The organism is Sphingomonas sp. Leaf20, from assembly GCF_001421535.1.
GTDB lineage: Bacteria > Pseudomonadota > Alphaproteobacteria > Sphingomonadales > Sphingomonadaceae > Sphingomonas.
Genome location: NZ_LMKN01000011.1, coordinates 96908 through 123320, shown reverse-complemented (window position 1 = coordinate 123320; position 26413 = coordinate 96908). Strand labels below are relative to the sequence as shown.

Below are 26413 nucleotides of genomic sequence, written 5' to 3'. Positions count from 1 at the left end.
ACATGTCGATCGTCTACTGACAGATCGGGAACGACCGCTAACCACCATTCTGGACGTTCCAAAGCCGGTCGCATCGAATGACCGCTGACGCCCAATTGCAGACTTTGGCGTCCCGAGGTCCGGTCGTGAAAAATGACCGTTGGAACGCGTTGACAAATGGTTCGTGTGTCTGCCAATTTGCTCATGGCAGATGTCGCCAGCCGCTCGCGTCCGCAAGGATGAGGTGAAGACATCGAGATGTGATCTTCACCGGATAGTCCGCCCGGCGATGGATCGGCAATGCGAGCACCGATGACCCATCTCCGGCGCGAGGACACATCATGCCTACTATTGATCAAGCCAAGGGAATGGCAAAACGACTGCGTTCGGCGCTCGCTGCACGATCTATCGATATACCACACGCCGTAAGCCTCGAACTGGTTGCTGCCGAACTTGGTCACCGCGACTGGAATATGGCTGCAGTGAAGCTGCAGCCTGCGGCGACAAACGGCATAGCCTTTCAACAGGCCATACCAATTCTACGCATCTTCGACGTCGCCAAGGCACGGGAGTTCTACTGCGATTTCCTCGGCTTCGCGGTGACGATGGAGCAACGCCATGAGCCCGATCTGCCGCTGTATATGGCGGTCGCGCGCGCTGGGCTCGAGCTTCACTTATCGGAGCATCATGGCGATGCGAGCCCCGGTTCTACCGCGTTCGTCTGGATGGTGGGTGTTCGAGAGTTCCACACGGAACTGAGTGCGAAGCGATACGGGTATGGTAGACCCGGCATCAATCGCCAACCTTGGGGCGATCAGATGGAAGTGCATGATCCATTCGGCAACCGCATCAGGTTCTGTCAAAAGCATAGCTGATACACGACGGCGGTCGTTCGGTGTCACTTGAACGACCGCTAAAACGCTGACATCGGCTTTAACCGGTCAGCCGCGTGCCGCCAATTCCGGACACAACGTCCATGTCCGCTTCCCACCAAGTCTGGACATTGCGCGAGGCCAGCAGGCGAATGTCCGCTAACGCCCAGTAGCGGACATTCCCATCCAAGCGACGATTGCCTACAAAGGACCATCGCAGAGGATCAGAAGAGTGATGATTTTCAAATTTCCATACCTACCGGCGGCAGTCTTAGTGCTGCTCAGCGCGGTGAATCCTCTGCACGCACAGCACATGAATGCGACCGACGCTCCTTGCAAAGTGGCGGGAACGGGCGTTGATCAAGCCAATTGCCTGAACCGCGCGGCTAAGAAGGCAGACGCCGATTTGAACGACGCATATCGGCGGATCATCGAGATCCTTGCAAGCGGCGATCGCCAGAAGCTCCGGAGCGCGGAGCGCATTTGGCTCACATATCGCGATCAAACATGTGCCGCTGAACGCGATCTCTACGAGGGCGGCACTGGTGGCCTTGCTGCTTACCCTGCCTGCGTCGAGGCGCTGACACGCCATCGCATAAGGGATCTTAAGACGACTTATTGGTGGAAGGTTGAGAAGTTCGGGGCCTAATGCCTCCGATGGGAATTTGTGAGAGCAGACTGAGCACGTTCCACCAGGTCGCGACATCGGAATGGCCTAAGATGGTGGAAAGCTGCCATTTGGCACCGGGGGTACAACCGCTACATTGACGCTATGGGCACGCCACTCGATCATCTACGCACAAGAGCCGATGCAACAGGGGGAGCCCGTTTCAGCGACGCTGATCTCGCGCGCTGGGGTGGTGATGGCGAACAAGACATTGCAAAATTCTTCGACCGGATTGGTAGTGAGATAGCTCTCGCCTATCACAGCGGACAGTTGTCATTTTCCTTTTGCGACTCTCTTGTGAACGACTTGTTTGCGCTCGTTATTGGTCGTCAGCAACGCGATCCCCAGCCCCCTTGGCCGGCCCTGTTTCATGAGGTTTACGAGGCATTCGACGCCGGTGAATGGCATCGTCGCGACGACAAATCCGACGACCCGGTCGAGGAGCATACCAAGCCAGCGATCCGAGAGATCGTAGCTAAACTGTAATGTCCGTTGATGGTGGATAGCGGACCGGCGGCTTACGGGCGTTAGCCCGTATAACCGGCTATGAATCATGCACGATATTTGGCCACATGCCAGCGTTGGAGCCGTTGAAGCGCTCCTAGCAACTCCATCGTCGCGACTTGTTCTTTCTCATCAAAGCCCAGCAGTCTGACGGCCGCATCACGTGCGAAAAAGTCGTTTGGATCATCATGCAGAAGAAACTTCAAGTATCTTACCGCACGGCTGTCGCGCCGTCGCCCCAAACCGATAATGCCTTCGTAGCGCACTTCATGATCGTCATCTGAGAGCGCGGCGGCAAGGGCGGCACGTATCTCATAAGTGTCGCTGTCTCGCTGCTGTCCGACGCCAAACGTTGCCCAGTTACGAACATTTGCATCACGATCGGTCATCAGCTTCAAAAGGACACTTTCGGCCTCGCGGGTATCGACCGCGCCTAAACCGACAGCGACGTTGTGGCGTATGTCGTCGTCTTCGTGATCGGCAAAAGGAATGATGTGCGGCGCAGCCCGGAAATCGTCGATATGCTGAAGCGCATATATTGCATCGCAAACCACCAAGCCGTCGTCGTCAGCCAGTAAGGGAAGCACAGCAGCAAAGCATTCATTAGGGAATGTCCGGTCTGGAACCCCAAGCTGTCCAAGAATTTCCGCCCCACGCCCTCGCAATGTCGGGTCAGTGGATTGTGTAAGACGAACCGCGCGATCCAGCACTTCCTTTGATCCGCGCCAGTGCAAAGCAGCGATGGCTTCACCTACCGCGTCGTCGGCGGCCTGCGCCACGACTTCCATCAGGACAGCGATCGATCGAGGGTCATCGGCAGCGTTGCTCACCAGACCAGCCTAACAGCGCTGCACGATGTCCGCTATCGGGAGTGCAGCGATAGGCCATGGATGTCCGAAAGTAGGCGTTAGCGGAATGGCTGCTTTCTCCAAAACGATCGGAAAACGAGAATGTGTCAGCCTTCTCTTAACCCGACTCGACGGGCTTTTATGAAAGCAGGAGCCTCTGGTCAGCGCACCTTGCAGCGAGATGAGCCGGTCGCTTCATTGGCTTCCGCCCGGATCGCGACCACCGGGTCAGACACCTTTGCAAGTTCAGGTGCTTCCACCCGAAGGTGTTCCACACCGCCACCCCATTGTTGACGCCACCACGTGCTGCCGGACCCCACATCTACTCCGGGAAGCGTGTTTGTGGCGTAGCGAAGCAGTTCGTTGGGCGGGATCAGGTCTCGATCATCAGCAAGTGCGTGAGAGAAGTCCTTCGCCAGATCGACGTTCGAGACCTTCGCGATGTCTGCCGCGCGGCGGTTCAGATCGTCCACAATATTCCGCTTGGCGGCTTGCCACTCCTCCGCCGTGAAGCCCCCTGTGGTGAGGTTGCATGTGATCCGGCGCAAATCCGCAACAGCCGGTTTCCAGCGATCATCTGCGAAATTGTCCCAAAGCATGATCTGCCGCTGACCTTGCTCGCCATTCTCTATGAACATTCCGACCTTCCCGGGCGGGCTGTCCGGCTGAAGCGCTGTGAGGCGCAGATTGACCGCCCGCGCGACAATCATGTCCATGAGCTCGTCCCGCATCTGGCGATCGCGCGATGATGGCGGGGCAGGCGTCGGCAGCACGACCGTCATCAATGCCGTCCGACGCCCCTGTGGAAGCGCGGAAAAGCTGATCGGCTGAATGCGTCGGCGATCGAACATCGGGAAGGGTGCGCGGCGGGCATCTGGTAGCTCGGGTTTCCAGTCCCCGAAACGCTTCTCGATCAGAGTCCTTACTTCGTCCGGTTTCACATTGCCGACGATGACGATCGTCATGTTCACGGGGCGGTACAGCCGCTGATACAGGCTGCGGATGGTGTCGGTGCTCGCGACCGGCACATCGTCCGAGTTCTGCGCGTTGATGATATCGTTCGGCGAGCCGGGCGCGATGGCAGCGATGTAGCTGGCGTAAATGTCGTTGCCGAGCCTCTTGTCGGCCATTTCCCGCATGACTTCGCCACGCGAAGTATCGATCGCATCCGGGCGAAAGGTCATCCCCGTGGCAGCATCCCGGAACAGGCTTAGCAATACGTCGATATCGTTCGGAGCTGTTGTCCTGGTCGAGAGATAGTAGTTGGTCTCTCGCCATGACGTGGACCCTGCATTCGGTGCGGGCAACGTCAGCGGAAGGCCGATACGCTTCAGATGATCGTAATCGTCCGGCGCGGTGACGGTCGGGCTGTGAAACGCAACATGCTCGATCAGATGTGCCAGTCCCCGTTCACCGGGCCGACGTTCGGCAATAAAGCCGCCCTCGTTGCGCATAAGCAGCGCAACGCCAGGTTCTTGCCCTTGCCTAGGCAGGATCGCAAACCGCACGCCGTTCGCAAGACGTCCGATAAGCGGAGTTCGCCAATCGGGAGACCGGCCAACCGCGAGTTTCACACTGTTTTTATCAGTGGCTCGCACCCTATCCTGGGCCAAGCCGGAAGACGAAAAGGCAACTAAGGGAGCAAGGATCGAGATTATTGCTGCTTTGCCGCTATTTCGCATGAACGCCCCTCGACCCCACTGTGGCCGCCTGATGCGACCACTAATGGGCAGGGTCGTAGATGGGCATCATTTTGAGGCAGAATGGTGGCTGCTGCTTTGTATCATGAGCCTGATCGGCGTTGCCATCAAGGAACGGCCAGCGAGACGCCCGGGGCATTCTCATGATATGATAAGCAGGGAACGACTGAAGCCGACCTCAAAGCGTCAACTGTGCTCTACAAGCCGCTCAGGGTCCGTGAGCATTCTGGACTTTGCGCGTTCGTGATGTGGACCTGCTGCACCGTGATCCCCTCCCGTCCATGCGGTAGATACCGGATCGTACGCTGTTTACCCTGATCCTCTACCAGCAATGCATAAGGCACCAACGCGTTGTCCGGCTGGCCTTCCGTTCGGGCAAGTATCTTCATGCCATCGCGCAACCCTGCCGCATATGCCGGCAACAGCGGCTCCACGTCGGTCGCGACGTTGCCGGCGTTGGCAGTAGCGTCCGCGTCGAAGCCTCGCGAGAAGGGCGGGCGTTTTTCAGTAACGATTGTGGCACATGGTCCGAACGTGTCGGCCGGCAGAAGGATCGGCTCGCCTTTCGCGAGGTATCGGTTCACATCGGCAGCGATGTTCATTCCCTTCTGACGGACTAGCGACTTGAACAGGAAAGTTGCCTGCTCCTTCGAAGACCGCGCCGCAGCGATCTGAGCGTGCAGCACCGTATTCATGTTCACCACACCTTGGCTCGCCGCCCGCAACCGCGCGTTCCATATCGCCGCCAGCATCGCGCCTCTCTGATAGGGTAGCTTCTGCGCCGCCTCATTGTCCCAGAAGGCTGCCGCCGCCTGCACGCCTGGCATGGAGCGGACGGGAGAACCGGCATAGGCCGCCAGCATCTCATTCCAGATTGTCGCGAACTCCTCGGGCGATATCAGGCCGGCGCGCACCATCAGGGCGCGAGCATAGTAGTCGGTAAAGCCCTCGCTCAGCCAATAAGCCCCCGGCCGTGCTTCCCGACGCTCGGGCACGGTCCCGAGCTGGCCTGGATTCCACGTATGAAAATATTCGTGGGCAAGGAGCCATTTCATGCTTGCCAGGGGCGTTCGCTGATCGACCCACAGCGCAAATGCATCCCCGCGTCCGGTACCGCCGAAACCCATAGCCGTCGGGCTGCCGACGATCGGAGCTGCGGTTACGAGGAAGGGAGCACTGCGATCCGAGTCCCAGAAGGCGCGCTCGACGGCGATCACGCGGCGTGCAAGATTGTTCAATTCCCGCGGGGTGGGGCAACACTAATCCAAGACCTTTCCCAATACGGGAAATCAGCTTTTTTCCCGTATTGGGAAATGCTAATCAATGGATATGAGAATTATCGCCAGGGACAAGCTGATCGCTTTCTGGACGAAGCACCCCACGACGGAAGCCTCTTTAAGGCACTGGCATGAGGTTGCCGGGGCGGCTGTTTGGCATAGTCCTCTGGATGTCGTTGCCGACTTTTCGAAAGCGAAGTCGCTCAACGGCGAGCGGGTCCGGTTCGAGGTGGCTGGCGGCGATTATCGTATGGTTGTGGCGTTTGATTGGAAACGGTCGATTGCTTTTATCAAGTTCGTCGGGACGCATGCCGAGTACGATAAGATCGATGCCCTGACGGTGAGCCTGTTTTGATGATGCCTATTGGAGCTGATGCGATGCATATTCGTCCTATCCGTACTGACGAAGACCATGAAGCAGCGCTGCGAGAGATCGAGACGCTGTGGGGAGCAGAGGAGGGCACCGATGCCGGCGATCGGCTCGATGTGCTCGCCACGTTGGTTGAAACATATGAAAGCCGTCGCTGGCCTATCGAGCCGCTTGATCCGGTGCGCGCGATCGAAGCAGCAATGGAGATGAACGGTCACACGCGTGCAGAACTGGCAGCGCTGATTGGCCAGTCACGGGCAACCGAGATACTGGCGCGTAACCGTGCCCTCACCCTTCCCATGATCCGCAAAATCGCCGGGGCATGGCACGTGCCGGAGAAGGTGTTGGTTCAGGAGTATGCGCTGGCCAAGGCGTGATTTGGGTACGGGGGTAAATTTGGTTCTATGAAATCTGAGCGTACAACGAACGGCTGTCGTCGAGCATGCTGATCGGGGTGGGCGTAATCCAGTCGGCACCATGCATTGGGTATGGTCCGTGGAACAAGTCACCGAGCGAGCGCCGGTAATGCGCGTTCATCCAGCGTCGACGACGATGTTCGGGGCCGTCGTAAATCATGTGGCAGCGCTGGCAGAGTGCGGCCAGCTGGTGAAGCGCGCTGTCGCTGGGATCATGGTTGAGGTGAGCACAGGCCAGTACCACCGGTGTCCACCTGCCTTGGATCAGGATATTCTCCATCGGTCTTCGCACGCGCCGTCCCCTGCCATCGCGCCAGCATAGACAATTCCTGTCCCACCACCGTCCATCCCCCAAATGGAAAACCCTTTGTCCATGGGGACGCGCGCAATGCTCGCATCGTCCCTTCGCTCTGACAAAGCGCACGAGCTGCGACAGCTGCGGCCAATCGATTGGATACAGGAACACATGTTCGGCACGGATCGGCATCAGGTTTCTAATCTCGACGCCGCAGCGGTCAGCGCCCGGTAGAGGGTCGCATGATGGCATTTGAGCAGCTTGGCAGCTTCCCGCACGGACGTACCCTCGCTCACTAATCGCTTGCCTAGCGCGATCTGATCGGGGGTGAGCTTGGGTGGCCGGCCGAACCGAACCCCTCTCGCCTTTGCCGCCGCTCGCCCACTGCTGGTGCGCTGGTGAATCAACTCACGCTCAAACTCGGCAATGCCAGCGAACACGGTCAGCACCATGCGCCCCGCTGGCGAGGTCGTATCAGCCCAAGGCTCAGCTAGGGAGCGCAGGCCGGCGCCGATCTCCTTTAGCTTCTCGGCAATGTCGAGCAAATCGCGCGTGGAGCGTGCCAACCGGTCGAGCCGCGTTACCACTACCGTGTCTTCGTCGCGCAGCTGCTCGATCATCTTGGCTAGCTCGGGTCGGTCACGCTTCGCGCCCGAGATATTCTCCTCGAACGTCCGCTTGCATCCGGCTTGCTTCAACGCAGCGCGTTGCAACCGGAGATCTTGGTCGTCGGTGGACACACGGGCGTAGCCAATCAGCATGTCGCATAACTGTATCGAAAATTGACTATTATGCAACCGACTTTTGCGACATAAATGGACGAGAACGAATAAGCGTTTGGCATCCTGTTGCGAAACTTAGGACATGCGCGACACAGTTCTGACCGCTTTTGGCCGATCCATGTCATTACCGCGTCTCCAGAGCTGGACGTTAAGTAACGTACGGTGCGCAGACCCCCTTGCCGCTCGCGGACCGCCAGTAGGCTCGAAAACGCGGATAGCAGGTCGATCCTGCCGCCTCGACAGTTGACACATAACTCTACTTAGGTTGAGTGAGACCATGGGCCGTAATCGTCGACCATCGAAGCAGATGCTCCTCTTGTTGGATGCGCTGTCTGCGCGCACTCAGCAGTGGCGCCACGGCTACGATCTGATGAAAGAAACCGGGCTCTTGTCGGGAACGCTGTACCCGCTACTGATCCGCATGACCGACCAAGGGCTTGTCGAGGCCGAGTGGCGCGAGCCGGAACAACCTGGTCGCCCTGCTCGGCATGCATACCGTTTAACAAATGCTGGAGTGGCATTTGCGCGGGCGGCGACACCTGGCGGTTCGATCACCCTCACCAAGGCCTCCTTCGCATGACCGCAGCGGTGTCGCGGGCTTTGCTGTCATTAGCCAGTCGGTCTCTCGGCTCGGATCGCCGAACGTGGGCGATGGCCATGGAAGCGGAGTTCGAAGAGGCAGTCGAAGATGGGAAGCCAATGATGTTCGCGATCGGCTGCCTCATCGCAGCGTGGCGCGAGATCGGGAAGCACAGTGAAGGACGCCTGATCGTTGCGAGCTATGCGCTTGCCCTAGGATTACTCATCCCGATGGCAGTTCTGCAGTTCCAGCAGGCGGTCGGCTTCCTGCCCTTGGTAGAAAGTTCGCCTGTCGGCATTCCGGGCGCCGGCGCGGAACCAAATCCCTACCTGATCTGGTCTCAGAACAGCGCCATCCCGATATTGCTGATCACGTGGATTCTCCTCGGCATGGCGCACCTTTGTCTTGCTTGGATGCTCGTTGACGGGGACTGGCCGCGCATTGTGAAGTGCGGCACGCTGATTGGGGCGGCAATGATCACGCTGGCGCTCTTCATGGGCGTATTGATGCTCGATCTGTCGCCATTGAGGGCACAATTTGCCGAGCTTGCAATCGAATTGGCGGCAGTAATATCTATCTCGCGGTGGCACATCCGGGTTTATGCAGATGCCTCGCGCGAAATGCCTGCTCGGTAGCCTGTAGGCACCCTCCAACGATCCATGCGACTGGCTGGAATTATACGGATCGATTTGACTGATAAGTCTACATATGTTGTTATGTGTCCGCAAAGGGGGTGGCGAGGCTGACTGCTAATGATCATCGAAACGCTGGCAAGGCGTATGCGGGCCAAGGAGAAACAGCACCCGATGGGGCCAAAGGAGAGTGAAAATGCGGCGTGTTATCAGCATAGGCGTCGTTGCAGCCGGCACTATCTTGCTCATCGCTTTCGTTGTCTTGCTTCGTAAGCCTGTCATTGACTCCAGCGCGAACGGCCTGTTCGCAAACGACTTCTGCGGCACGATAAAGCTCGCCGACGGCAAGATGCTGTTAAACGATCAGAGGACCATATCCTATGTCATCGGTAGAGATGTAGATGGGCCATACATCTTGCCGCGATTTGACGTCGGCGCCGTATCTGATCAAGGGCTCGACGTGGACGGAACCCGCTCGGTGCGAAAGCTGCGCCTCGACCGGCTACCTTCGGCGACCAAGCTTACGCTACATGAGGGTTCGACACCCTATGTCTTCAAAAGGCTGACCCCACGTCTTCGCAAATAATCCGGAAGCAGCGGTTCATCAGATTGAATAATCAGGTAAGAGCCACGCTCGCTTGACTCTTAAATCTACATATGTCGTGATGTTTGTTCAGAGGAGACGGCTATGCTTTCGATCACGGACCTGAGCCATGTCTACGCCAACGGCACGCGCGCGCTCGATCGCGTGACTCTCTCGATCCCTGCGGGCATGTTTGGCCTGCTCGGACCCAACGGGGCGGGCAAGTCGACGCTGATGAGGATCGTCTCGACCCTGCAATTGCCCACGTGCGGTAGCGTAGTGTTCGAGGGTGCTGATGTCCTCAAGGACCCGGGAGCGTTGCGCCGGACACTCGGCTATTTGCCACAGGAATTTGGCGTGTACCCCCGCGTTTCCGCGTACGACATGCTCGATCACATGGCCGTATTGAAAGGCCTCGCCGTTGGTGCCGAACGTAAGGAGACGGTTGAGGCGCTGCTCTACCAAGTCAACTTGTGGGACGTGCGTAAAAAGGCGTTGGCTGGCTTCTCGGGCGGTATGCGTCAGCGGTTCGGTATCGCGCAGGCGCTGATCGGTAATCCCCGGCTGATCGTCGTGGACGAACCCACCTCAGGTCTTGACCCGGAGGAGCGCAATCGCTTCCTCGACCTGCTCGCCGGGATCGGCGACGACACCGTGGTCATCCTTTCCACCCATATTGTCGAAGACGTCGCGGACCTTTGCCCGCGGATGGCCGTGCTGGCGAACGGCCGCATCGTGCTCGACGGCGCGCCTCAGGACTTTATTGCCGAACTGATAGGACGTGTCTGGCAGAAGACCATCGATCGCACTGTATTGGAAGACCACACCGCCGCGCACCAAGTAATTTCCTCCCGCCTGCTCGCGGGCCGAACCGTTATTCACGTCGCATCCGACACCTCGCCCGGCGACGGATTTGTCCCGGCCACTGGCAGCCTCCGGGACGTCTATTTCTCAACGCTCGACGCTTTGCGCCGTGCAGCTTGAGGGGAGCAGCGACGATGTTTCTTAAAGTTGCTAAATTCGAGTTTCGCTACCAACTGCGCAATCCGCTTCTCTGGATTGCCGTATTGCTGTTCGCGGTGCTTGTCTTCGCTGCCACGATTAGTCAAAATTCTATCGGCATGCCCCAGCGTGTCGAAAAAAATGCGCCCTTCAAAGTCGCCCAACTCTATATGGCGCTATCGGGGCTCTACATGTTCGTGTCAGCGGCATTCGTCGCGAACGCGGTCGTGCGCGACCAAGAAACCGGCTTTGCTCCGCTTTTGCTGACTACTGCTATGGCCAAAAGCCCATATCTTTTGGGCCGTTACGCTGGCGCTCTCCTCGCAATAGCGATGAGTTTCATCGCAATTCCCGTGACGCTGTGGCTCGGGACGCAGATGCCATGGGTAGACCCAGCGCTGTTTGGGCCGAACCACATGGCTGCTTATCTCATGCCATTTCTCTGGTTCGCGCTGCCCAATTTATTCGTGCCTTCAGCGCTACTCTTCGCCCTCGCAGTGCTTACGCGCTCGATGGTCGCCACCTATGTCGGCGTCATCGCCTTGCTGATGTTCTGGGGAGGTGCGACTGTTGCCTCGCAAAGTGGCGGCAATGGGCTGCTCACTGCCTATATAGACCCATTCGGTCTTGCTGCGCTCGCGCAGGCTACGCGCTATTGGTCCCCAAACGAACTCAACACACTGAGCTTGCCGGTTTACGGCGTTGTACTGTGGAACCGTCTCAGCTGGATCGCGGTCGGCACGGCCTTCTTCGCACTCGCCCATGCCCGTTTCCAGTTCGCCGAACGCGTCCCGCGGGAAGCGCGCCACCGCAGCATCGAGGTCCAGCAGGCCGGTACAGTGACTATGGTTCGCGAGGGCGCTGCCAAGGCTTTCCCAAGAATCGAGCCGCATTTCGGTCACGCGACCGCCTGGACTCAAATGCGGGCCCGCACGCGGCTCGACATGGTCCAGATATTTCGCAGCCCGGCCTACCTCATTCTGTTAATGCTCGGTCTGATCTTCTCGTTAACCGGTCTGCGAAACCTCGATCTGGCGTGGGGCACTCCTTCCCTGCCAGTCACGCGGCTGATGATCCAGCTGCTCGACGACAGGTTCAAACTTATCCCTCTCGTCATAGCGATCTATTACAGCGGGGAGCTGGTCTGGCGCGAACGCGACCGAAACATTCACGAAATCATCGGCGCGACCGCGATCCCCGACTGGGCCTATGTTGTGCCCAAGGTCCTTTCGCTGGCCCTAGTACTGATCTCGACACTGCTAGTGAGCATGGTTGGCGCGGTGGCGATCCAGCTGTTTAGGGGCTACACGCAACTGGAGCTTGATCATTATCTCCTCTGGTATCTTCTGCCCAACGCGGTGGACTATGTACTGATCGCGATCCTTGCGGTGTCCGTGCAGGCGATTAGTCCTCACAAGATCGTCGGCTGGGGGGGCATGCTAATCTTCGTGGTCTCGCGGTCGGCGCTCCCGATGCTTGGTCTGGAGGACCATCTCTATACCTATGCGCAAGGACCAACCGTCCCCCTCTCCGACATGAACGGGCATGGCCGATATTGGATCGGCGCCTGGAGCTTTCGCGCTTATTGGGCAGCATTTGCTCTCCTCCTGCTGGTGCTGAGCCACGCGCTGTGGCGACGCGGTGCCGAAACGCTGCTGAATGTCCGGTTGAAGCGCCTGCCACATCGGCTAGCAGGCCAGGCGGGCGGCATAGCAGCGGCGGCGATCATTGCCTTTGTCGGTCTTGGCGCCTGGTGCTTCATCAACACCCATGTCTGGAACGCGTATCGCTCCTCGCGCGATGACGATCGGTATCTAAGCGGGCTTGAGCGCCAGTTGGTCCCATATGAAAAGACGCCTCAGCCCGCGATCGCCATGGTGCGTGTGAACGCCGAACTCTGGCCTCGCCAGCAGAAGCTGGTGGCGAACGGCACGCTTGATCTGGTCAATCGGCAAACGGCACCGTTGACCGAGGTTCATCTCCGCATGCGCTCGCGCGACACCGAATGGACCGCGCTAAGTGTTGCCGGCGCAACGTTGGCTAAGGACTATCCCGGTTTCCAGTATCGCATCTACCGCTTCGCGAAGCCGCTGGCCCCGGGCGCGGTGGCGCGCGTCACCTTCACTACCATCCATCATCAGATGGGCTTTCGCAACGAAGGCAATGACGTAAGCGTGGTGGACAATGGGACTTTCATAGACAACTTTGAGCTCCTGCCCGCGATAGGCATGGATCGCCACGGCCTTATCCAAGATCCTGATAAACGGCGCAAATATGCCCTGCCGGAGTTAAGTCCGGCAAGCGTGAATGATCTCTCGGCAACACGCTTTAATCGACTGCGTAGCGACTGGGTCAAGACCGACATCAGCCTTACCACCGATGCCGATCAGACTCCGATCGCCCCCGGCACGAAGATCGCAGACGGCATCATGAACGGGCGCCGCACGGCGCGCTTCATAAGCAACGTGCCGATATTGAACTTCTTTTCGCTACAGTCGGCTCGGTACAAGGCGCGGCACATCCTGCATAAGGGCGTCGATCTCACCGTTTATTATGATGCGCGGCACGCCCGCAATGTCGACCGGATGCTGGCCGGGTCCGCAAATGCCCTCGATACATACCATTCCGCGTTCGGGCCCTATCAGTTCCGCCATGCACGCATCGTCGAGTTTCCGGCTTACAGGGGGGGCGCGCAATCCTTCGCCGGGACCTTTCCCTACTCCGAAGGTCTGGGGTTCATCGCCGACTTTCGAGACAAGACCATGCTTGACTATGTTGGCCAAGTGGTCGCGCATGAACTGGCGCATCAGTGGTGGGGACATCAGGTAATCCCTGCGGACATGCCAGGAGCCTCAATGCTTGACGAAGCACTTGCGCAATATTCCGCACTGATCGCGATGCAAAGAAGCGGGGGCCGCGACGAAGTTCGTCGCTATCTCCGGCATGAGCTCGACGCATATCTGTCTACGCGCGGCTTCGAAACAGCAGAAGAATTACCGCTCAGCCAAGTTGGAAACCAGCCCTACGTTTATTATCAAAAGGGGGAACTAGCGATGTATCGTCTTCGCAACGTGCTCGGTGATAAACGCGTCAATGCTGCACTGAAGCGCTATCTCTATCGCTTCGGGTCCCACACTGCGAGATATCCGCGATCGCTCGACTTGATTGCAGAATTTCGCAGTAATGCCAGCCCGCGGGAGAACGAGTTAATCACCGATCTGTTCGAAAAGATCACGCTGTATGATATCAGGACCATAGCAGCAAAGGTTAGCAAGTTGCCTGACCGTCGCTATGAAACGATCCTGACTGTCGAGGCCCACAAATATCATGCTGATGGAAAAGGAAAGGAGACCGAGGCACTTCTCAAGGAAAGTATCAATTTCGGCCTGTTCGCGGCGAGGCCCGGGCCAGGCTCCTTCGACGTGCAAAATGTGCTTTCGTCTCAGTCTATCGAGATTCATACCGGGGTTCAGCAGATCAGATTGATTGCTTCAGTCAAGCCGAGCTATGCGGGTACGGATCCCTTCGAGATTCCAATCGACCGTAATTCTGATGATAACATCATTGCGACCACAGGATGACGTCCGAGGGGTGCGAACCATCACGTTGCGGCCAGCCGGACGCACGCTACCCAGAGTAGATGTCGAGCATTACAAACTTGAGACGAATAGAACTGCCGTCTTCGCTGCCGCCTCTTAAAATCGACCGGGATGCTATCCACGGTTGCATCGATATGTCGCAAAAGTGGAGACATATGCGACGTTCGAAAGTCAGCAAATTCGCGACACTGGGCGGTGGTGGCCCTACTTGGACGACGAGTGCCGCTTTTAGCACGCACTGGTGGTCATTCATCCTGGCGCCTACCAACAGGATCGTACCATAAGGTCACGCTCCTGTTTTAGGATGCAGGCGTTGCTGGAAGGATGTCCTTGCTCACGACTTTCGAGAAGCTTCTCGCCTCGCGCTTCCTGGTCCCTGGCGCAGGTGGGCGCTTAGCACTGCTAATTGCGGCGATCGGGTGCGCCGGCATCATGATCGGCGTCGCGTCGTTGGTTTTAGTCGTGAGCTTCATGAATGGCGCCGAGGTCCGACTTGCAGGGCAGATCGCGTCGGCGGACGGCCACCTGTTCGTCAGTGGTCCGAGGCTTCGAATTGCTCGCCCGGGCGAGGTGCAACGGACGCTTGAATCCATTCGCGGGGTGCAGGCGGCAACCGCATCGCTAGACGCTTCCGGTCTGATTACCGCTGGCGGAAGGTCGTTTGCGGCTAACCTGCAAGGCGTGCAGCCATCGCAGATAAGCGTCAGCCCCCTGTTTAACGGCTCAGCACACAGCATTGCAGGCGCTGCTCCCACGAGCTCAGGAACCATGGCCTTGGGGAGCGATCTCGCGGACAGGCTTGGGATTGCTCCTAGCGATCACGCAGCGATAACAATGGTCCGCTTCGATCGTGATGGACTTGCTGTCGATAACCACGATCTCGCCGTCTCCGGCGTCGTAAGCACGCAAGTACAGTCGTTCGACAGTCGCCGCGTCATAATGCCGATCGCCGACCTTCGAGCGATCCTGAGAACGGACAGTGTCGCCAGCAAAATCAATGTACGACTCAGCGATCCTGAACGCCAAGATGCGGTCGTAGCGGCTATCAAGGAACGACTGGGGCCGGGCTATACGGTTGCTACCTGGCAGAGCATGAACGCAACTCTGTTCACGGCGCTGGCGCAGGAACGGCTGGCCATGACGTTGATCATATCGTTGGTAACGCTCATCGCTTTGTCGAACGTGCTGTCATCGATGGTGATGCTGGTTCGCTATAAGGTGCGCGAAATTGCTATTCTTCGGACGATGGGCATGTCGCGATACTCCACGGCGAAGGTGTTCATTGTCGTTGGCGTGGCAATCGGTCTCGTCGGCGAGCTGGCTGGTTTGGTACTCGGGTTCGGTCTGAAAGCCGCCAAAGATCCGATCACCGCCGGAATCAGTGCGATGATGGATCACCCGCCTATCGAGCTCAACGTCCTGCTTTCCCTTCCCTTGGTAATCTCTCCCACCGAGATCGCCTGGATCGTAGCGCTGGTTGCGATCGGCGTTGTGACCAGCACAATTTACCCAGCTTTACGGGCAGCTGCTGTTGATCCAGCTTCTGTCCTCAGACACACCTAGTTCCCTCGCAAAAGGCGGGACATACGAGACATCCGAAACTCAGCCCTTTCGCAACATACGTACTGCTTGGGAAGCATCGGATCTTTACATCAAGGAAGGGCACGGATTGGGCCACCCTCGGTCTGATGCCGAACTCGCGACTTTTGCATCTGGAACGCGGAAAATGGTCATTAAAGGAGGGTCGCGCCTGTTGCTATTTGCCCACCTTACACGCGAGATCGGTGGCCCTCCTCGGAGTTGATCAAGCGACGATATTACGGTTGTCGCAGCGGCAGGGTTTAAAGGAAAGGTGCTGAGGTTAAGCCATTCTTGTCGATAATTTTGCGAGACGATGCCCCAAGTAAACGGGGGTTGTATAAAATCATGAGGGGTTAGACTGTGGTAAATCGAGTAAATCGGCCGGCGACAATTTGGATGGTCATTCTAACCGGCGCCGCCTTGCTCCAGGGTTGCGGTGGCGGTAACTCAGGGAACGATGCCCCGGTGATCGTTCCCGGTCCGACGCCGACGCCGAGTTCGACGCCCGCGCCGACACCCACGCCGACCGCTACCCCGACACCGGTAGTAAGTTACGACCAAGTTTTTGATTTTACCCGTGATCGATCTTTCCGCGCGATTGGCGCGAGGCTGCAGACCACTACTCCTTCAGGCTCTAGCACCTTGCAAATTCAGAACTCGCTTCAACCGAACGACTCGACAATTTTAATATCATACGCTGCTGCAACTCAAATGATCGCGTTTCGCTACGAGGGCGAGCAATCCACGGTACCTAGGACGCCTGCCATCCGTAATGATGGTGAAATTGCATGGTTACAGGGGCGTACTGCAACCACGCGTGCAGAAACTGTGGTTTTGAGTCGTGTAGATCTGCAAAATAAGTACGTTATCTTTGGAGGCTTCAACTCGACGGATGATGGAAGCTCTACAAGTTCTGCGCCAAGTGCAGTTCTAGATGTGCGCCGTATCGCACTCGTTGGATCGCCGACCTTTGCAACCGATATACCTACCACTGGAGCAGTTACGTTCTCGCCTGTTATGAGAAGCTTCCTTCAGACCCCAACTCGATTGAGGCTGTTAGCGCAGGGGTCGGTTGCGACGATGAGGGTAGATTATGTCGCCCGGACCGTCTCGGCGACCTTACCGTTCGAGGAAACCGGCAACGATGCGTCCGTCCCCCCTGAGAGGGGAACGCTGACGTTTACAGGCACTCTGAACAGCATCACGAACGAGATATCGGGCACCATCACGAGTGTGGATGGAAGCCAAACCGGGACGTTCAGCGGAAAGCTTTTCGGTCCACAAGGTTTGGAAATTGGCTTCGTCTTTACGTTATCGCGTAGCAGTGATGGCGCACGTGGTATTGGGCAGGTGATCGGACGACGATGACACTTGCTGGTGGTTGTAAAAGAAACCCTTTCGCGACAACCAAGACGGCATAAAGCGCCCATTAGCGGACGGTCTATCCATTGCGGACCTCAGCTCACAATGCGAGATACAACGCCATGTTCGCACGTTTTCGCTTCCTGCTTCTTGCGGCCCTTGCAGCCAGTTTCACGACTGCAGGCTATGGGCAGCATCCGCTAATTCTCCAACGGCTGACGGCATGGAATGCGGCGGCGCCGCAACCCGCCCCGTCGACTATTCGGCAACAGGTTATGGAAGCCGCAATGGTGGCGCAGAAGCGCTCGGGCGGCTGCGCTCCGACCAGCACGGTCGTCGATAGCGTTGTGCCGGCGACTAGCGTTAAGTTCGTGTTCCAAGGCATCGTCGCTGGGCAGCTGAAGAATGGTTGGACCGTTACCGCCCACCACCCGAACTGCGACGCAACTCCCGTACGCTACACCATCTCCGAGGACAGCGCGGGCGCGCTTACTACAATCCGTACCAATCGGGGGCTATCGCTCGCTAATGAGTCGCTGATCGGTGACACTTGGCCGCTCGCCGTCCTCCAGGCGACCGCGACCGCCAAGCGGAACGCGTTTGCGTGTGACTTGAATGGCGCAAGCCTGGGCGTCACCCGCGTCGCCAAAGAAGAGCCTAGTCTCGGCGCCGACGTCTATGGGGTTCGTTACGCCGGTTCGTGGAGCGAGGTCTGGCCGATTGAGCTGTGCGGCCGCACTATCGAAGTCACGGTGCGCTTCACAGCCGACGGTGACGGCGGCGCCTATACGGACCTCAAGGGCACCGAAGCGAAGCTACTCCCGCCGGCGACGAAGGTATCCTGACTACGGTTGAACATCCGCTGTCCATCAAACCCGGACATTTACGGCCGACAAGCATCAGATTTCTGCATCAGGCGATGCCATGATTTTCGCAGTTTCGAGCCTGATGCAAATCTTGTGAGTTTCGCATCAGGAACTGCGCCAAGGTGCATGACGACTGCTTACATCAGCGATGTTCGACGCCGTCAGTTTTAGCCTTCAGTGGGCGAGTGCGTATGCCAATATGAAGCCAAACAACCCTATAGCGAAAGCCGCGAAGAAGACCGCGAGCAACGGGTGCTGCTTAACCAATCGCGTCTGGGATCGAACAGTATCCATATCATTCGGGCTCCTTGAACCCAATCAAATTAAGCGACGAACGGCCGCCTTGTAAACCAGCCTGCGCTTCATTCCGACCGGCCTTGTCGAGCGCCATGCGCCTGTTTTTGTCATGAATGTTGATGCAAAACTTTTAAGTTTTGCGACAACAGCACGGACGATCGCGTCGTAAAACGACGATCCTCATTGCCTCGCTGGCCAGCGCTAGATGCTATTCACGCGAATAACGGGGAACAGCTGTTTGTCGTACACGAGCGCCGGCAATCGAGATTGTCTGCGTTCGCCGTGAGTCTTAGCGGACGATAGAGGCTGGGCCAGCCTTACCGAAAAGGATCCGTTTCGGGAAGGACAAGATCGGCAGAATAGGCCCGTTTCATACTTAGCCTGATACCGAACTACGGTCGTCGGCGACCATCATTTCAACCGGAGTATCCCCGATCGGGCCTGGCGACTGATCTTCGTCAGTATGCGCGAAAAGCCAACGGCCGAGAATACCGGCTACGGCAGCGCCGCTGAGCGGTGCGATCCAGAACAGCCAGAGCTGCGACAGCGCCCAGCCGCCAACGAACAATGCCGGCCCCGTGCTGCGCGCCGGGTTCACCGACGTGTTGTCGATCGGGATCGAAATGAGGTGGATCAGCGTCAATGCTAGACCGATCGACAGCGGTGCGAACGCTGCCGGGGAGCGCTCGTCGGTCGCGCCGAGGATGACCGTGAGGAAGCCCGCGGTCAGCAATGCCTCGGAAAGGAACGCGGTTGCCGCGCTGTAACCGCCCGGCGAATGCACGCCGTAGCCATTCGCAGCGAACCCGCTGGCGACCAGGTCGAACCCTGCGGTGCCCGATGCCAGTGCAGCGATTGCTGCGCTGCCCAATATGCCGCCGATGACCTGCGCGATGACGTAGCCCGGCAGGTCCCGAGCGGGAAAGCGGCCGGCGACCGTTAGGCCAACGCTGACGGCCGGATTGAAATGGCCACCCGAAATGAAGCCAACGGCAAACGCCATCGTGAAGACCGTGAGGCCGAATGCCAGTGCCACGCCCGCCATGCCGATCGTGCCAGGGACGCCCGTACCCGCCGCGATTACTGCAGCGCCGCAACCGCCAAGGACCAGCCAAAACGTACCGATGATTTCAGCGGCCAGTCGCCGTGCGGTCGCGATGCGGCGAGGGCGGGGCGTCTTGCCGTCGGGCGTACCAAAGGTCGAAGCCGGGGGGGAGTTTAGACTGTCGGCCATGTAGTGCTGCCTCGGGTGGGACGCATCCGCTGTCGTCCGTCGGTCGATGAGAGGATGCGCGGGGCGGCAATCGCTGCCCCGCGCATCAGTTGGGCGTCAGGTGATTACTTGCCACGCAGCGTGTTGATGACCGCGATGCCGAGCACGCCAGCTACGGCTGCGGCGGTGAAAGGGCGCTCCTTCGAGAACTGGCGGACATAGTCGAGCAGCGGGCGGATATTGTCCTCGACGACGTCCTTGGCCTGGCCAACGGTCTTCTGGATGGTGCCGCCAAGCTGATCCGCGGCGCCTTCGCTCTGCAGCGACTTGTCGCCGATCGCGCCGCCAAGCGTCTCCTTGAGTTTGCCGCTGACGTTGGTTGCTGCGCCGGTGAGGGTGTCGGTGTTCATGATGATTTCCTTTGATTTACAGGGGGGAGAAAAGGTTCAGATCAGGGGATGGTCGGTGGGGTTCCGCATATCGCCGCGGTCGTCCTGCCGATCGTCCTGACGAGCGTCGCTACTCGCGAAATCGCTGTCGGAGGGACGAAGCATCGATGCCATGCCAGACGTTGCCGTATGGTCGCCGTCGATCGCCCGATCACCGCGGTCGTCGGTCGACTTGGCACCGTCGAGCATCCGCTTGACGGCATTCCCGGCCGCATCGCGACCACCCAGGCCGAACGCCAGGGCAAAGGCGACTGCGATCGCGCCGAGAAGCAACCCGAACGCCAGGTTGATGATGTCGTCGGCCAGACCCATGAAGCGCAGGCCGATCGCCGTGCCGAGCACGATGATCGCGATCCGCACGGCCGGGGCGGCAATGCGTGTGCCCTGGTCGCCGTTACGCTCGATGACGTGTGCCACGAAGCGGGCGATAACGACCGATGCGAAGATGATGATCGCACCGAACACGACCTGCCCGAACAGCGTCAGCACCTCGGCCATGATCTGCGAGCCATAGGCGAAGTCCAGCTGGCGGAACGCTTCCATCAGCCCGAAGATCAGGATCGCGACGAACGCGCCGGTGCCGACCGTCTTCGATGGCATGAACGACGGAGCGGTTCTGCCCAGCTCGCGGCTTTCCGCGTTGCCGAAGATGCCGATCGAACCGATCGTCCGGTCGAAGCCGGTCGTTGCCAGGAACTGCGTCAACAGACGCGACGCGAACTTGCCGATGACATAGGCGACGGCGAGGATCATGCCAGCGGCGATGACGTGCGGAATCGCGTCGAGGATGATGCGCAGCATGGCGGTTGCCGGCTGCGAGATCGCCGCGATGTTGAGCGTGTCGAGCGCCGCGATCGCCACCGGAATGATGATCAGCGCAAACACGATGCTGCCAATGGTGCGCGGCAGCATGGTCGGGTCGGTCGGCGACGTGGCACCGACATGCGTCGAGAAACGCTCGACATGGCTGACCGTGATGACCGCCTCGACCGCCTTCTTGGCAACCTTGGCAAGCACGTAGCCGAGGAAGAAGATCAGCGCGGCGCCGATGATCCGCGGCACTGCCTGACCGAAGCCCTGCAGCATGTCGCCAAGCGGGCCGGTCGCGCCGGCGAGGCCGAGCGGCTGCGTCGCGAGGAACAGCGCGATCAGGAGGACTACCCAATAGGCGGCGTCACCGACCTGCGCGCCGATCGTAGTCGGATTGCGCGGGTTGGCATTCGGCTCGTTGGCGTGGATCGCGAGCGGCGTCTTGTTGACGAGCTTGGCGACGCCCCACTTCACGGCGCGCGCGATCGCCCAGCCGATCACGAGGATGATCAGGGCTGCGATGATCCGCGGGGTCCAGATCTCGATATAGCTCCAGGCTTGCGCCCCGAAATCGCGGGTGTTCGATACGACTGTATCGCCCGCATAAGTTACATCTTGCATGTGTGGTGTTCCTGAAACGCCCATCCGGGACGTGTCTTGCACGACGCCGCTGCCCCGCCGTTTTGGGCGGGGGCAGCGGCGCGGTTAGCGTGATTACAGTGGCGAGGCGGGGTCAGTCAGAATGCCACAGGCTGCAGCAGCCTTGCCGACTTCCAGCGGAACCTTCGGGTCCTTCACTTGCGCAGAAACGCGAATGAAATCGCTGGCGGTCAGGCGGCCCGGTGTCGTGTCGCCCTGGCGCGATGCCTTGGCAGCGCGTCCAAGCTGCTGAAGTTGGCCGAGCGACAGGTTCGCCTCGAGCCGATCGCCGACGCACTGCGACTGCGCAGGCTGGAAACCGTAGCCTTCGAGCGAGGTCGCGATTTTGGCGGACGGGTTGACGCAGGCTGCAAGCGATAGAGTAGCAACGCCGACAACGATAATTGCGGTGAGCTGCGTAGAACGACGATTCTGCGTCATGAATGCCCCTTCTCTTAGGGGGTCATACAGTCAGACCGGAGTGGCCAACGATCTGCTGATCCCAAGCGTCTAACCAGCAAGTTTGTCCAACAGTTTCTAGTATTATTAGCGACTTATCTAGTGCCTTAGTACCATCCCCGTCAAAACTCGGCTGATGTCGCGGTATCGGCACGCCCCTCTTCGGTGCGTGCACGATAAAGCGATGCAAACCTTTCGTGCAGCATCTTTGAACTGCCATCGGCTGAAATCGAAGCGCGGTGACTATGCCACTCCGCGCGCGCAGCGTTGTAAGCACGGTTGCTGGAATCTCGATCGGTGTTCGCGATGTTGTCGTTATTGCTCATTTTTGTACTCTCCTGCATCCCTTTACTCGGCAAACCAGCAAGTTCCCATGGTGCAAAAGTACCCCGAGGTTGGTACGTTCAGCATACTTGGCGTGGCGTCGCGACCTCTTGCGTCGTTTGGGAGGCGGATGCAGCGCGTCAGTGAGGTGTCATGCCCAGCAGCTAAGTTTGACGTAAACTTTCAAAGACCGACTGCCCCCCCCTACGGGTTCCATTATTGTCGGCGGATGCCAGTATAATACAGTCATCCGAGCCTAATTTACCCACAATGTAGCGAACTCGATCGACCGTCTCTCTGGTGGGGACCAATATATCCAATCTATTAATTGGTTAGTCATGCTGACCCTTGCGCCAATCTGTCCTACAGGTTTGGTACAGGTGATTGCCAATTATCAAAATGGGCCACTTCTTAGGTGACGTGATATTCATTTAATCTAAGAGATGATTTTGCCGTATCTTCGTTATACGAGGAACGACGATGACAAACGCCTGCATAGATATTTTCACGCGACCCCAGCACCCTTCGACGGGGCGGGTGTCGAACGCCCGTGATCGCGACACGCAATACGAATGCTTTATCGAGCAAAACCCGACTCCGGCAATCGTTTGCAGCGTGCGCGATCTTCGCTACGTCACCGTCAATCGTAGCTTCCTTGCGCTGACGAACAGCGCTGACGACCATTGGTTGCGGCGATCGATGTACGAGCGGGATATCCTCAAAGGGGTAGCGAATGCCGATTTCTTAAAGCGTGCCCTTGTCGAGGCGCAAACCGTTCCACAGACCCTGGCTGATCTTGCAATGCCTAACGGCATAAGCCGGCGCGTGATAGTGGCAGGCCAGCCGGTGACTGTCGCTGGTCAACCCTGCATTTTGTTTACCTTCACCGACATTGAAGCGTGGCGTGAAAGCGAGCCGTACCATGCTCGGTATCGAACGAGTGTCGAGGCGGCATTCGCGAACTCGTCGGCATGTATGATGATAGTCGACGCCGCCAATAACGTGGTGAACGTGGCAAACGAAAGCCTCTGCTCGCTGACTGGGTATCAGGCCGACGAGTTGGCCGGACGTTCGATCTATGACGTGGACATCTGGCCATCGGGGATCGCATCCGGCACGGTTCATACCAAATGCGGACAGCCTCTCGAGTGCCTGGTTTCACAGGCCAGTGTCATGGTTGGCGAGCAGGTCTACGTGCTTTGGACGTTTCAAGACGTCACCAAACGTAGAATGGACGAACGCGATCTCGCTGCCGCAATCGAGGCCACGATTACGGAATCCAAGTGGCTCAGCCATGCGATATTAGACAATCTGACGCTTCGGTCCGAACCATCACGGAGTAGCGCTCCGTCTGGACTGAATGACCTGACTGTACGCGAGCGTGAGGTGCTGGCGCTGATCTGCGAGGGGATGGATGACAAGACGATGGCACGTACGCTGAACGTCAGCGGCAACACCGTCCGCAACCACGTTGCTCCCGTTTACAGCAAGATCGGCGTCAATCGTAGAGTAGCAGCAGCGGCCTGGGGCCGAGCACGCGGGTTCGACAGCGGCCCGGAGCGTACAGTTGTGTCATCGCACTGCTGAACTATCCTGAGTCACCGGCGCTTGAGACCGCATGCATCCGGGCATGTGAGATTTCATCATTTTGACTTTTTCCAAAAGGGAACCCGACAAGGAAACGGTGCGCCACAGCGACGAGCGAACTGCCCGCTGCAAGCCGTGTTCGTCAAAACCGTTCCCAAACGCGTTCCCGAAATGGCGTCAGCTCGACGGAGTTATGGGAATGACAAGTGCGCCCGTTCAGGCGACGAAAAACACATGATTTACGACATTCCCGGTTTTCGGCTTCGCTGAATCAACGCCGCCTACGGTCATAACGTTCGACAAACCCTGTCGCTTTGATAGAGTATTCATGAACGTGCTTTTGGGGGTTTGTCGTACATGCTGGTTGGATATATGCGGGTCTCGTCGGCTGATGACCGCCAAACGGTTGATCTTCAGCGGGACGCACTAGTCGCAGCCGGTGTCGATCAACGTCATTTCCATACCGACAAGGCACCCGGCGCCCGCGACGATCGGCCGGGACTGAAAGCCTGCCTCGATTATCTGAACCCGGGCGACACGCTGATAGTATGGAAGCTCGACCGGCTTGGACGCTCGCTGTCGCACCTACTGGCGATCGTTACAGATCTGAAGACGCGCGGTATTGCGTTCCGATCGGTAACTGAGCAGATGGATACGACCACGCCGCACGGCGAATTGCTGTTCTCCCTTTTTGGCGCACTCGCACAGTATGAGCGCGCGCTGACGCGCGAGCGCGTAATGGCCGGACTAGCTGCAGCGAAGCGTCGCGGACGCAAGGGTGGCCGCCCGCCGATGATCGATACTGAAACCCTCGAACGGATTACAGCTGCGCTAGATGGTGGGGCCAGCAAGGCTTCTGTCTGTCGGACCTTCAAGGTACCGCGCTCGACGCTCATCGGCACGCTGGCCCGGATTGGCTGGACCGCACCAGGTAAGGCCTGACCGATCGCATCAAGCAGTCTGTCGGCAGAACACAACGCTCTGTGAGAAGCCGGACCGGGCGGACTAGCGGCAGAAGCAGCCCTTCCCCTGCCGCCCAAAGGCTGGCCCCCAATGGGAAGCCAGCTATTAATTACTCAGCAGTTTCAACTTTTGGCTTTTTGGATTTAGCGGGAGCCTTCGATGCCGTGCCATCACCGCTGCGGCTGCTACCCAAGCCAATCCTATGGGCCATCGCACGGCGCGCTTCCGAATAGGTCGTTGCAACCATCGGATAATCAGCCTTCAGACTGTACCGCTCGCGATATTCTTCTGGCGTCAGTCCGTGCGTCGTGAGGTGCCGGCGAAGTGTCTTGTATGGCTTGCCATCGATCATACTGATAATGAAGTCCGGGTTGGCCAGCGACTTACGGACCGATACTGCGGGGGTATATTGCTCGGTATCCGCGACAGGGGCGTTCGCCTCGTTGGCACCGCCGATCAGAGATTGAACGCTTGAGTGCATCTGGGCGAGAAACGCTGGAACGTCATCTGCTGATGTTCGCGTGTTTGGATTTGACAACCATGCAATCGTCAGCTCGGTTGCAAGCTCGACCGCGTCTAGCTGAATAGTTTCGTCAGACATCATTCACTCCACGTATGACGCCGCCATTTGGGGTCGCCTTTTTACAAAAACAACCGCGGCTGCATGCAACTGAAGCAATCAACCAAATTGCCGCATGAATAAGTAGCTATGCAAACGATACCAATATGTAAGTGATTGCACCCTTTTGCCGTGAGGGAAGCAGGGCAAGAACGAAACATTATTGAAGAGACTTGCGCTCAATATGCGCACTTTCGGGCTTGCATGAGCCAAATGACCTTCAAGGTTGGCAGGGCGCAGTCCGGCGATCTTTGACTCTGGCTGCTACTATCGATGACACTCATGGTCAGGCCCTGGACGGCAGCGAAATGGCCAGAATTGGTGGAGAAGAGACCGTCCGCCTTCGGGGATGTAGTGGCAGTTAGCGGACGTTGCTGGCGGGCTGACGCCTTTCGCAAAAATGGTGAAACGTTCGGGTTATAAAACTTCTTACTATGGAAAGCCTGCTTGACGTAAAGCTCGCTTTCCATGACAAGCTTCCTTCACAACGAATCGAAGGGGCTGCAACATGACTACCGACGTCGCCAACACCCGCTACCGGGACCCCGCAACCAAGCGCTATAATCGCCGGATGATCGGCGCGATGCTCAGCTACATCGTTTTGCTGATCGGCGTGCAACGTGCCTTCGACCTCGACGCGATGCGAGGCCCTGCGCGCTGGGTGCTGGCGGCACTGCCGGGCCTGCCGATCGCGGCCGTTTTCTGGCTGATCGGCGACATGATCCTGGACATGCGCGACGAATATCTACGGCTCCTTGAAGTGCGCAAGGCGCTGATCGCGACCGGCGTGACCATGACGCTGGTATCCATCCTGGGTTTCCTCGAGATGCTGGGCGGCGCGCCGCACCTGCCGCTCTTCTACGTTCCCGTGCTGTGGTTCGGATCATTAGGTATCGGACAGTGCGCCAACATGCTGATCGAGCGCCAACGGTCGTGATCAATCATCTGCGTGCGCGACGCGCTGCTCGCGGATGGTCGCAGCAGCATCTCGCCGACCTGCTGGAAGTGAGCCGGCAGAGTGTGAACGCGATCGAGACCGGACGCTACGATCCATCGCTTCCACTCGCCTTCAAGCTCGCCGAACTGTTCGACCTCGCCATCGAAGACGTCTTCGTCAGCCCTTCAAAGGAGCAATAAC

The 26413-nt window shown here is 58.3% G+C and carries 29 protein-coding genes; 17 read left to right on the top strand and 12 right to left on the bottom strand.

Going from position 1 to position 26413, the window contains the following annotated elements; genetic code table 11:
- Positions 1–185, bottom strand: a 185-nt coding sequence (locus ASE72_RS20950; RefSeq protein WP_235532448.1) for a hypothetical protein, incomplete at its 3' end; no start/stop codon positions are given.
- Positions 186–320: 135 nt separating this feature from the next.
- On the opposite strand from ASE72_RS20950, the gene ASE72_RS18315 reads away from it, so the two are divergent.
- From ASE72_RS18315 to ASE72_RS20435, 3 genes are all read left to right on the top strand, one after another.
- Entirely contained in the window at positions 321–854 is a 534-nt protein-coding gene (locus ASE72_RS18315; RefSeq protein WP_056025139.1) for a glyoxalase superfamily protein, read from the top strand.
- Between the two features lie 232 nt (positions 855–1086).
- Positions 1087–1500 carry a lysozyme inhibitor LprI family protein gene (locus ASE72_RS18310; RefSeq protein ID WP_056025136.1) on the top strand — a complete coding sequence of 138 codons (414 nt, stop codon included), beginning with the start codon at positions 1087–1089 and terminating at the stop codon, positions 1498–1500.
- A 123-nt stretch (positions 1501–1623) separates the two neighbouring features.
- A complete protein-coding gene (locus ASE72_RS20435) occupies positions 1624–2004 on the top strand; it encodes a hypothetical protein (protein ID WP_156350669.1) in 381 nt (126 codons plus the stop codon).
- A gap of 65 nt (positions 2005–2069) precedes the next feature.
- Here the strand turns inward: ASE72_RS20435 and ASE72_RS19875 are convergent, their stop codons facing one another.
- The 3 genes from ASE72_RS19875 to ASE72_RS18300 all read right to left on the bottom strand — a co-directional run bounded on the left by ASE72_RS19875 (position 2070) and on the right by ASE72_RS18300 (position 5787).
- Positions 2070–2852 (bottom strand): HEAT repeat domain-containing protein, encoded by a 783-nt coding sequence (locus tag ASE72_RS19875; protein WP_156350668.1) that lies wholly within the window; start codon positions 2850–2852, stop codon positions 2070–2072.
- Positions 2853–3031: 179 nt separating this feature from the next.
- Positions 3032–4324: a M16 family metallopeptidase gene (locus ASE72_RS18305; RefSeq protein ID WP_056025132.1), complete on the bottom strand. Its 1293-nt coding sequence runs from the start codon at positions 4322–4324 to the stop codon at positions 3032–3034.
- A 443-nt stretch (positions 4325–4767) separates the two neighbouring features.
- The gene (locus tag ASE72_RS18300; RefSeq protein ID WP_056025130.1) at positions 4768–5787 is read right to left on the bottom strand and encodes a M61 family metallopeptidase; all 1020 of its coding nucleotides are present in this window, start codon (positions 5785–5787) and stop codon (positions 4768–4770) included.
- Between the two features lie 106 nt (positions 5788–5893).
- On the opposite strand from ASE72_RS18300, the gene ASE72_RS18295 reads away from it, so the two are divergent.
- Positions 5894–6202 carry a type II toxin-antitoxin system HigB family toxin gene (locus tag ASE72_RS18295; RefSeq protein WP_235532447.1) on the top strand — a complete coding sequence of 103 codons (309 nt, stop codon included), beginning with the start codon at positions 5894–5896 and terminating at the stop codon, positions 6200–6202.
- A gap of 23 nt (positions 6203–6225) precedes the next feature.
- A complete protein-coding gene (locus ASE72_RS18290) occupies positions 6226–6594 on the top strand; it encodes a helix-turn-helix domain-containing protein (protein WP_056025163.1) in 369 nt (122 codons plus the stop codon).
- A gap of 25 nt (positions 6595–6619) precedes the next feature.
- On the opposite strand, the gene ASE72_RS20945 is transcribed toward ASE72_RS18290, so the two are convergent.
- Positions 6620–6913, bottom strand: coding sequence for a hypothetical protein (locus ASE72_RS20945; protein ID WP_235532446.1), 294 nt, complete (start codon positions 6911–6913; stop codon positions 6620–6622).
- 206 nt (positions 6914–7119) lie between these two features.
- Positions 7120–7689 carry a recombinase family protein gene (locus tag ASE72_RS18280; RefSeq protein WP_056025127.1) on the bottom strand — a complete coding sequence of 190 codons (570 nt, stop codon included), beginning with the start codon at positions 7687–7689 and terminating at the stop codon, positions 7120–7122.
- A 328-nt stretch (positions 7690–8017) separates the two neighbouring features.
- On the opposite strand from ASE72_RS18280, the gene ASE72_RS18275 reads away from it, so the two are divergent.
- From ASE72_RS18275 to ASE72_RS18245, 8 genes are all read left to right on the top strand, one after another.
- Positions 8018–8290, top strand: a complete 273-nt coding sequence (locus ASE72_RS18275) for a PadR family transcriptional regulator (protein WP_082446279.1) — start codon at positions 8018–8020, stop codon at positions 8288–8290.
- The gene (locus ASE72_RS18270; RefSeq protein WP_156350666.1) at positions 8287–8925 is read left to right on the top strand and encodes a hypothetical protein; all 639 of its coding nucleotides are present in this window, start codon (positions 8287–8289) and stop codon (positions 8923–8925) included. The genes ASE72_RS18275 and ASE72_RS18270 overlap by 4 nt, the downstream gene beginning before the upstream one ends.
- Positions 8926–9118: 193 nt before the next feature.
- The gene (locus ASE72_RS18265; protein WP_056025118.1) at positions 9119–9508 is read left to right on the top strand and encodes a hypothetical protein; all 390 of its coding nucleotides are present in this window, start codon (positions 9119–9121) and stop codon (positions 9506–9508) included.
- A 102-nt stretch (positions 9509–9610) separates the two neighbouring features.
- Positions 9611–10489 carry an ABC transporter ATP-binding protein gene (locus ASE72_RS18260; protein WP_056025115.1) on the top strand — a complete coding sequence of 293 codons (879 nt, stop codon included), beginning with the start codon at positions 9611–9613 and terminating at the stop codon, positions 10487–10489.
- Between the two features lie 14 nt (positions 10490–10503).
- Positions 10504–14088: an ABC transporter permease/M1 family aminopeptidase gene (locus ASE72_RS18255; RefSeq protein WP_056025112.1), complete on the top strand. Its 3585-nt coding sequence runs from the start codon at positions 10504–10506 to the stop codon at positions 14086–14088.
- Positions 14089–14436: 348 nt separating this feature from the next.
- A complete protein-coding gene (locus ASE72_RS18250; protein WP_162235502.1) occupies positions 14437–15669 on the top strand; it encodes an ABC transporter permease in 1233 nt (410 codons plus the stop codon).
- A gap of 483 nt (positions 15670–16152) precedes the next feature.
- Positions 16153–17055, top strand: a complete 903-nt coding sequence (locus ASE72_RS20430; protein ID WP_156350665.1) for a hypothetical protein — start codon at positions 16153–16155, stop codon at positions 17053–17055.
- A 116-nt stretch (positions 17056–17171) separates the two neighbouring features.
- On the top strand, positions 17172–17894 hold the full coding sequence (locus ASE72_RS18245) for a hypothetical protein (protein ID WP_056025106.1): 723 nt from the start codon (positions 17172–17174) through the stop codon (positions 17892–17894).
- A 694-nt stretch (positions 17895–18588) separates the two neighbouring features.
- On the opposite strand, the gene aqpZ is transcribed toward ASE72_RS18245, so the two are convergent.
- The 5 genes from aqpZ to ASE72_RS20425 all read right to left on the bottom strand — a co-directional run bounded on the left by aqpZ (position 18589) and on the right by ASE72_RS20425 (position 22108).
- Complete coding sequence (gene aqpZ / locus ASE72_RS18240) at positions 18589–19446, bottom strand: aquaporin Z (RefSeq protein ID WP_082446278.1); 858 nt, start codon at positions 19444–19446, stop codon at positions 18589–18591.
- A 104-nt stretch (positions 19447–19550) separates the two neighbouring features.
- Positions 19551–19835, bottom strand: coding sequence for a CsbD family protein (locus ASE72_RS18235; RefSeq protein WP_056025103.1), 285 nt, complete (start codon positions 19833–19835; stop codon positions 19551–19553).
- Between the two features lie 36 nt (positions 19836–19871).
- A complete protein-coding gene (locus ASE72_RS18230; protein WP_056025099.1) occupies positions 19872–21305 on the bottom strand; it encodes a mechanosensitive ion channel in 1434 nt (477 codons plus the stop codon).
- A gap of 93 nt (positions 21306–21398) precedes the next feature.
- Positions 21399–21764, bottom strand: coding sequence for a hypothetical protein (locus ASE72_RS18225; RefSeq protein WP_056025096.1), 366 nt, complete (start codon positions 21762–21764; stop codon positions 21399–21401).
- A 140-nt stretch (positions 21765–21904) separates the two neighbouring features.
- Positions 21905–22108: a hypothetical protein gene (locus ASE72_RS20425; protein WP_156350664.1), complete on the bottom strand. Its 204-nt coding sequence runs from the start codon at positions 22106–22108 to the stop codon at positions 21905–21907.
- Positions 22109–22586: 478 nt separating this feature from the next.
- On the opposite strand from ASE72_RS20425, the gene ASE72_RS18220 reads away from it, so the two are divergent.
- Together ASE72_RS18220 and ASE72_RS18215 are read left to right on the top strand one after the other, a co-directional pair.
- On the top strand, positions 22587–23693 hold the full coding sequence (locus ASE72_RS18220; protein ID WP_056025093.1) for a LuxR C-terminal-related transcriptional regulator: 1107 nt from the start codon (positions 22587–22589) through the stop codon (positions 23691–23693).
- Between the two features lie 357 nt (positions 23694–24050).
- Complete coding sequence (locus ASE72_RS18215; protein ID WP_056025090.1) at positions 24051–24635, top strand: recombinase family protein; 585 nt, start codon at positions 24051–24053, stop codon at positions 24633–24635.
- Positions 24636–24765: 130 nt separating this feature from the next.
- Here the strand turns inward: ASE72_RS18215 and ASE72_RS19870 are convergent, their stop codons facing one another.
- Positions 24766–25257, bottom strand: a complete 492-nt coding sequence (locus tag ASE72_RS19870; protein WP_082446284.1) for a MucR family transcriptional regulator — start codon at positions 25255–25257, stop codon at positions 24766–24768.
- Positions 25258–25783: 526 nt separating this feature from the next.
- Between ASE72_RS19870 and ASE72_RS18210 the strand changes: the two genes are divergently transcribed.
- Positions 25784–26212: a hypothetical protein gene (locus ASE72_RS18210; protein WP_056025087.1), complete on the top strand. Its 429-nt coding sequence runs from the start codon at positions 25784–25786 to the stop codon at positions 26210–26212.
- Complete coding sequence (locus ASE72_RS18205; RefSeq protein ID WP_056025085.1) at positions 26209–26412, top strand: helix-turn-helix transcriptional regulator; 204 nt, start codon at positions 26209–26211, stop codon at positions 26410–26412. The genes ASE72_RS18210 and ASE72_RS18205 overlap by 4 nt, the downstream gene beginning before the upstream one ends.
- Position 26413: the final 1 nt, after the last annotated feature.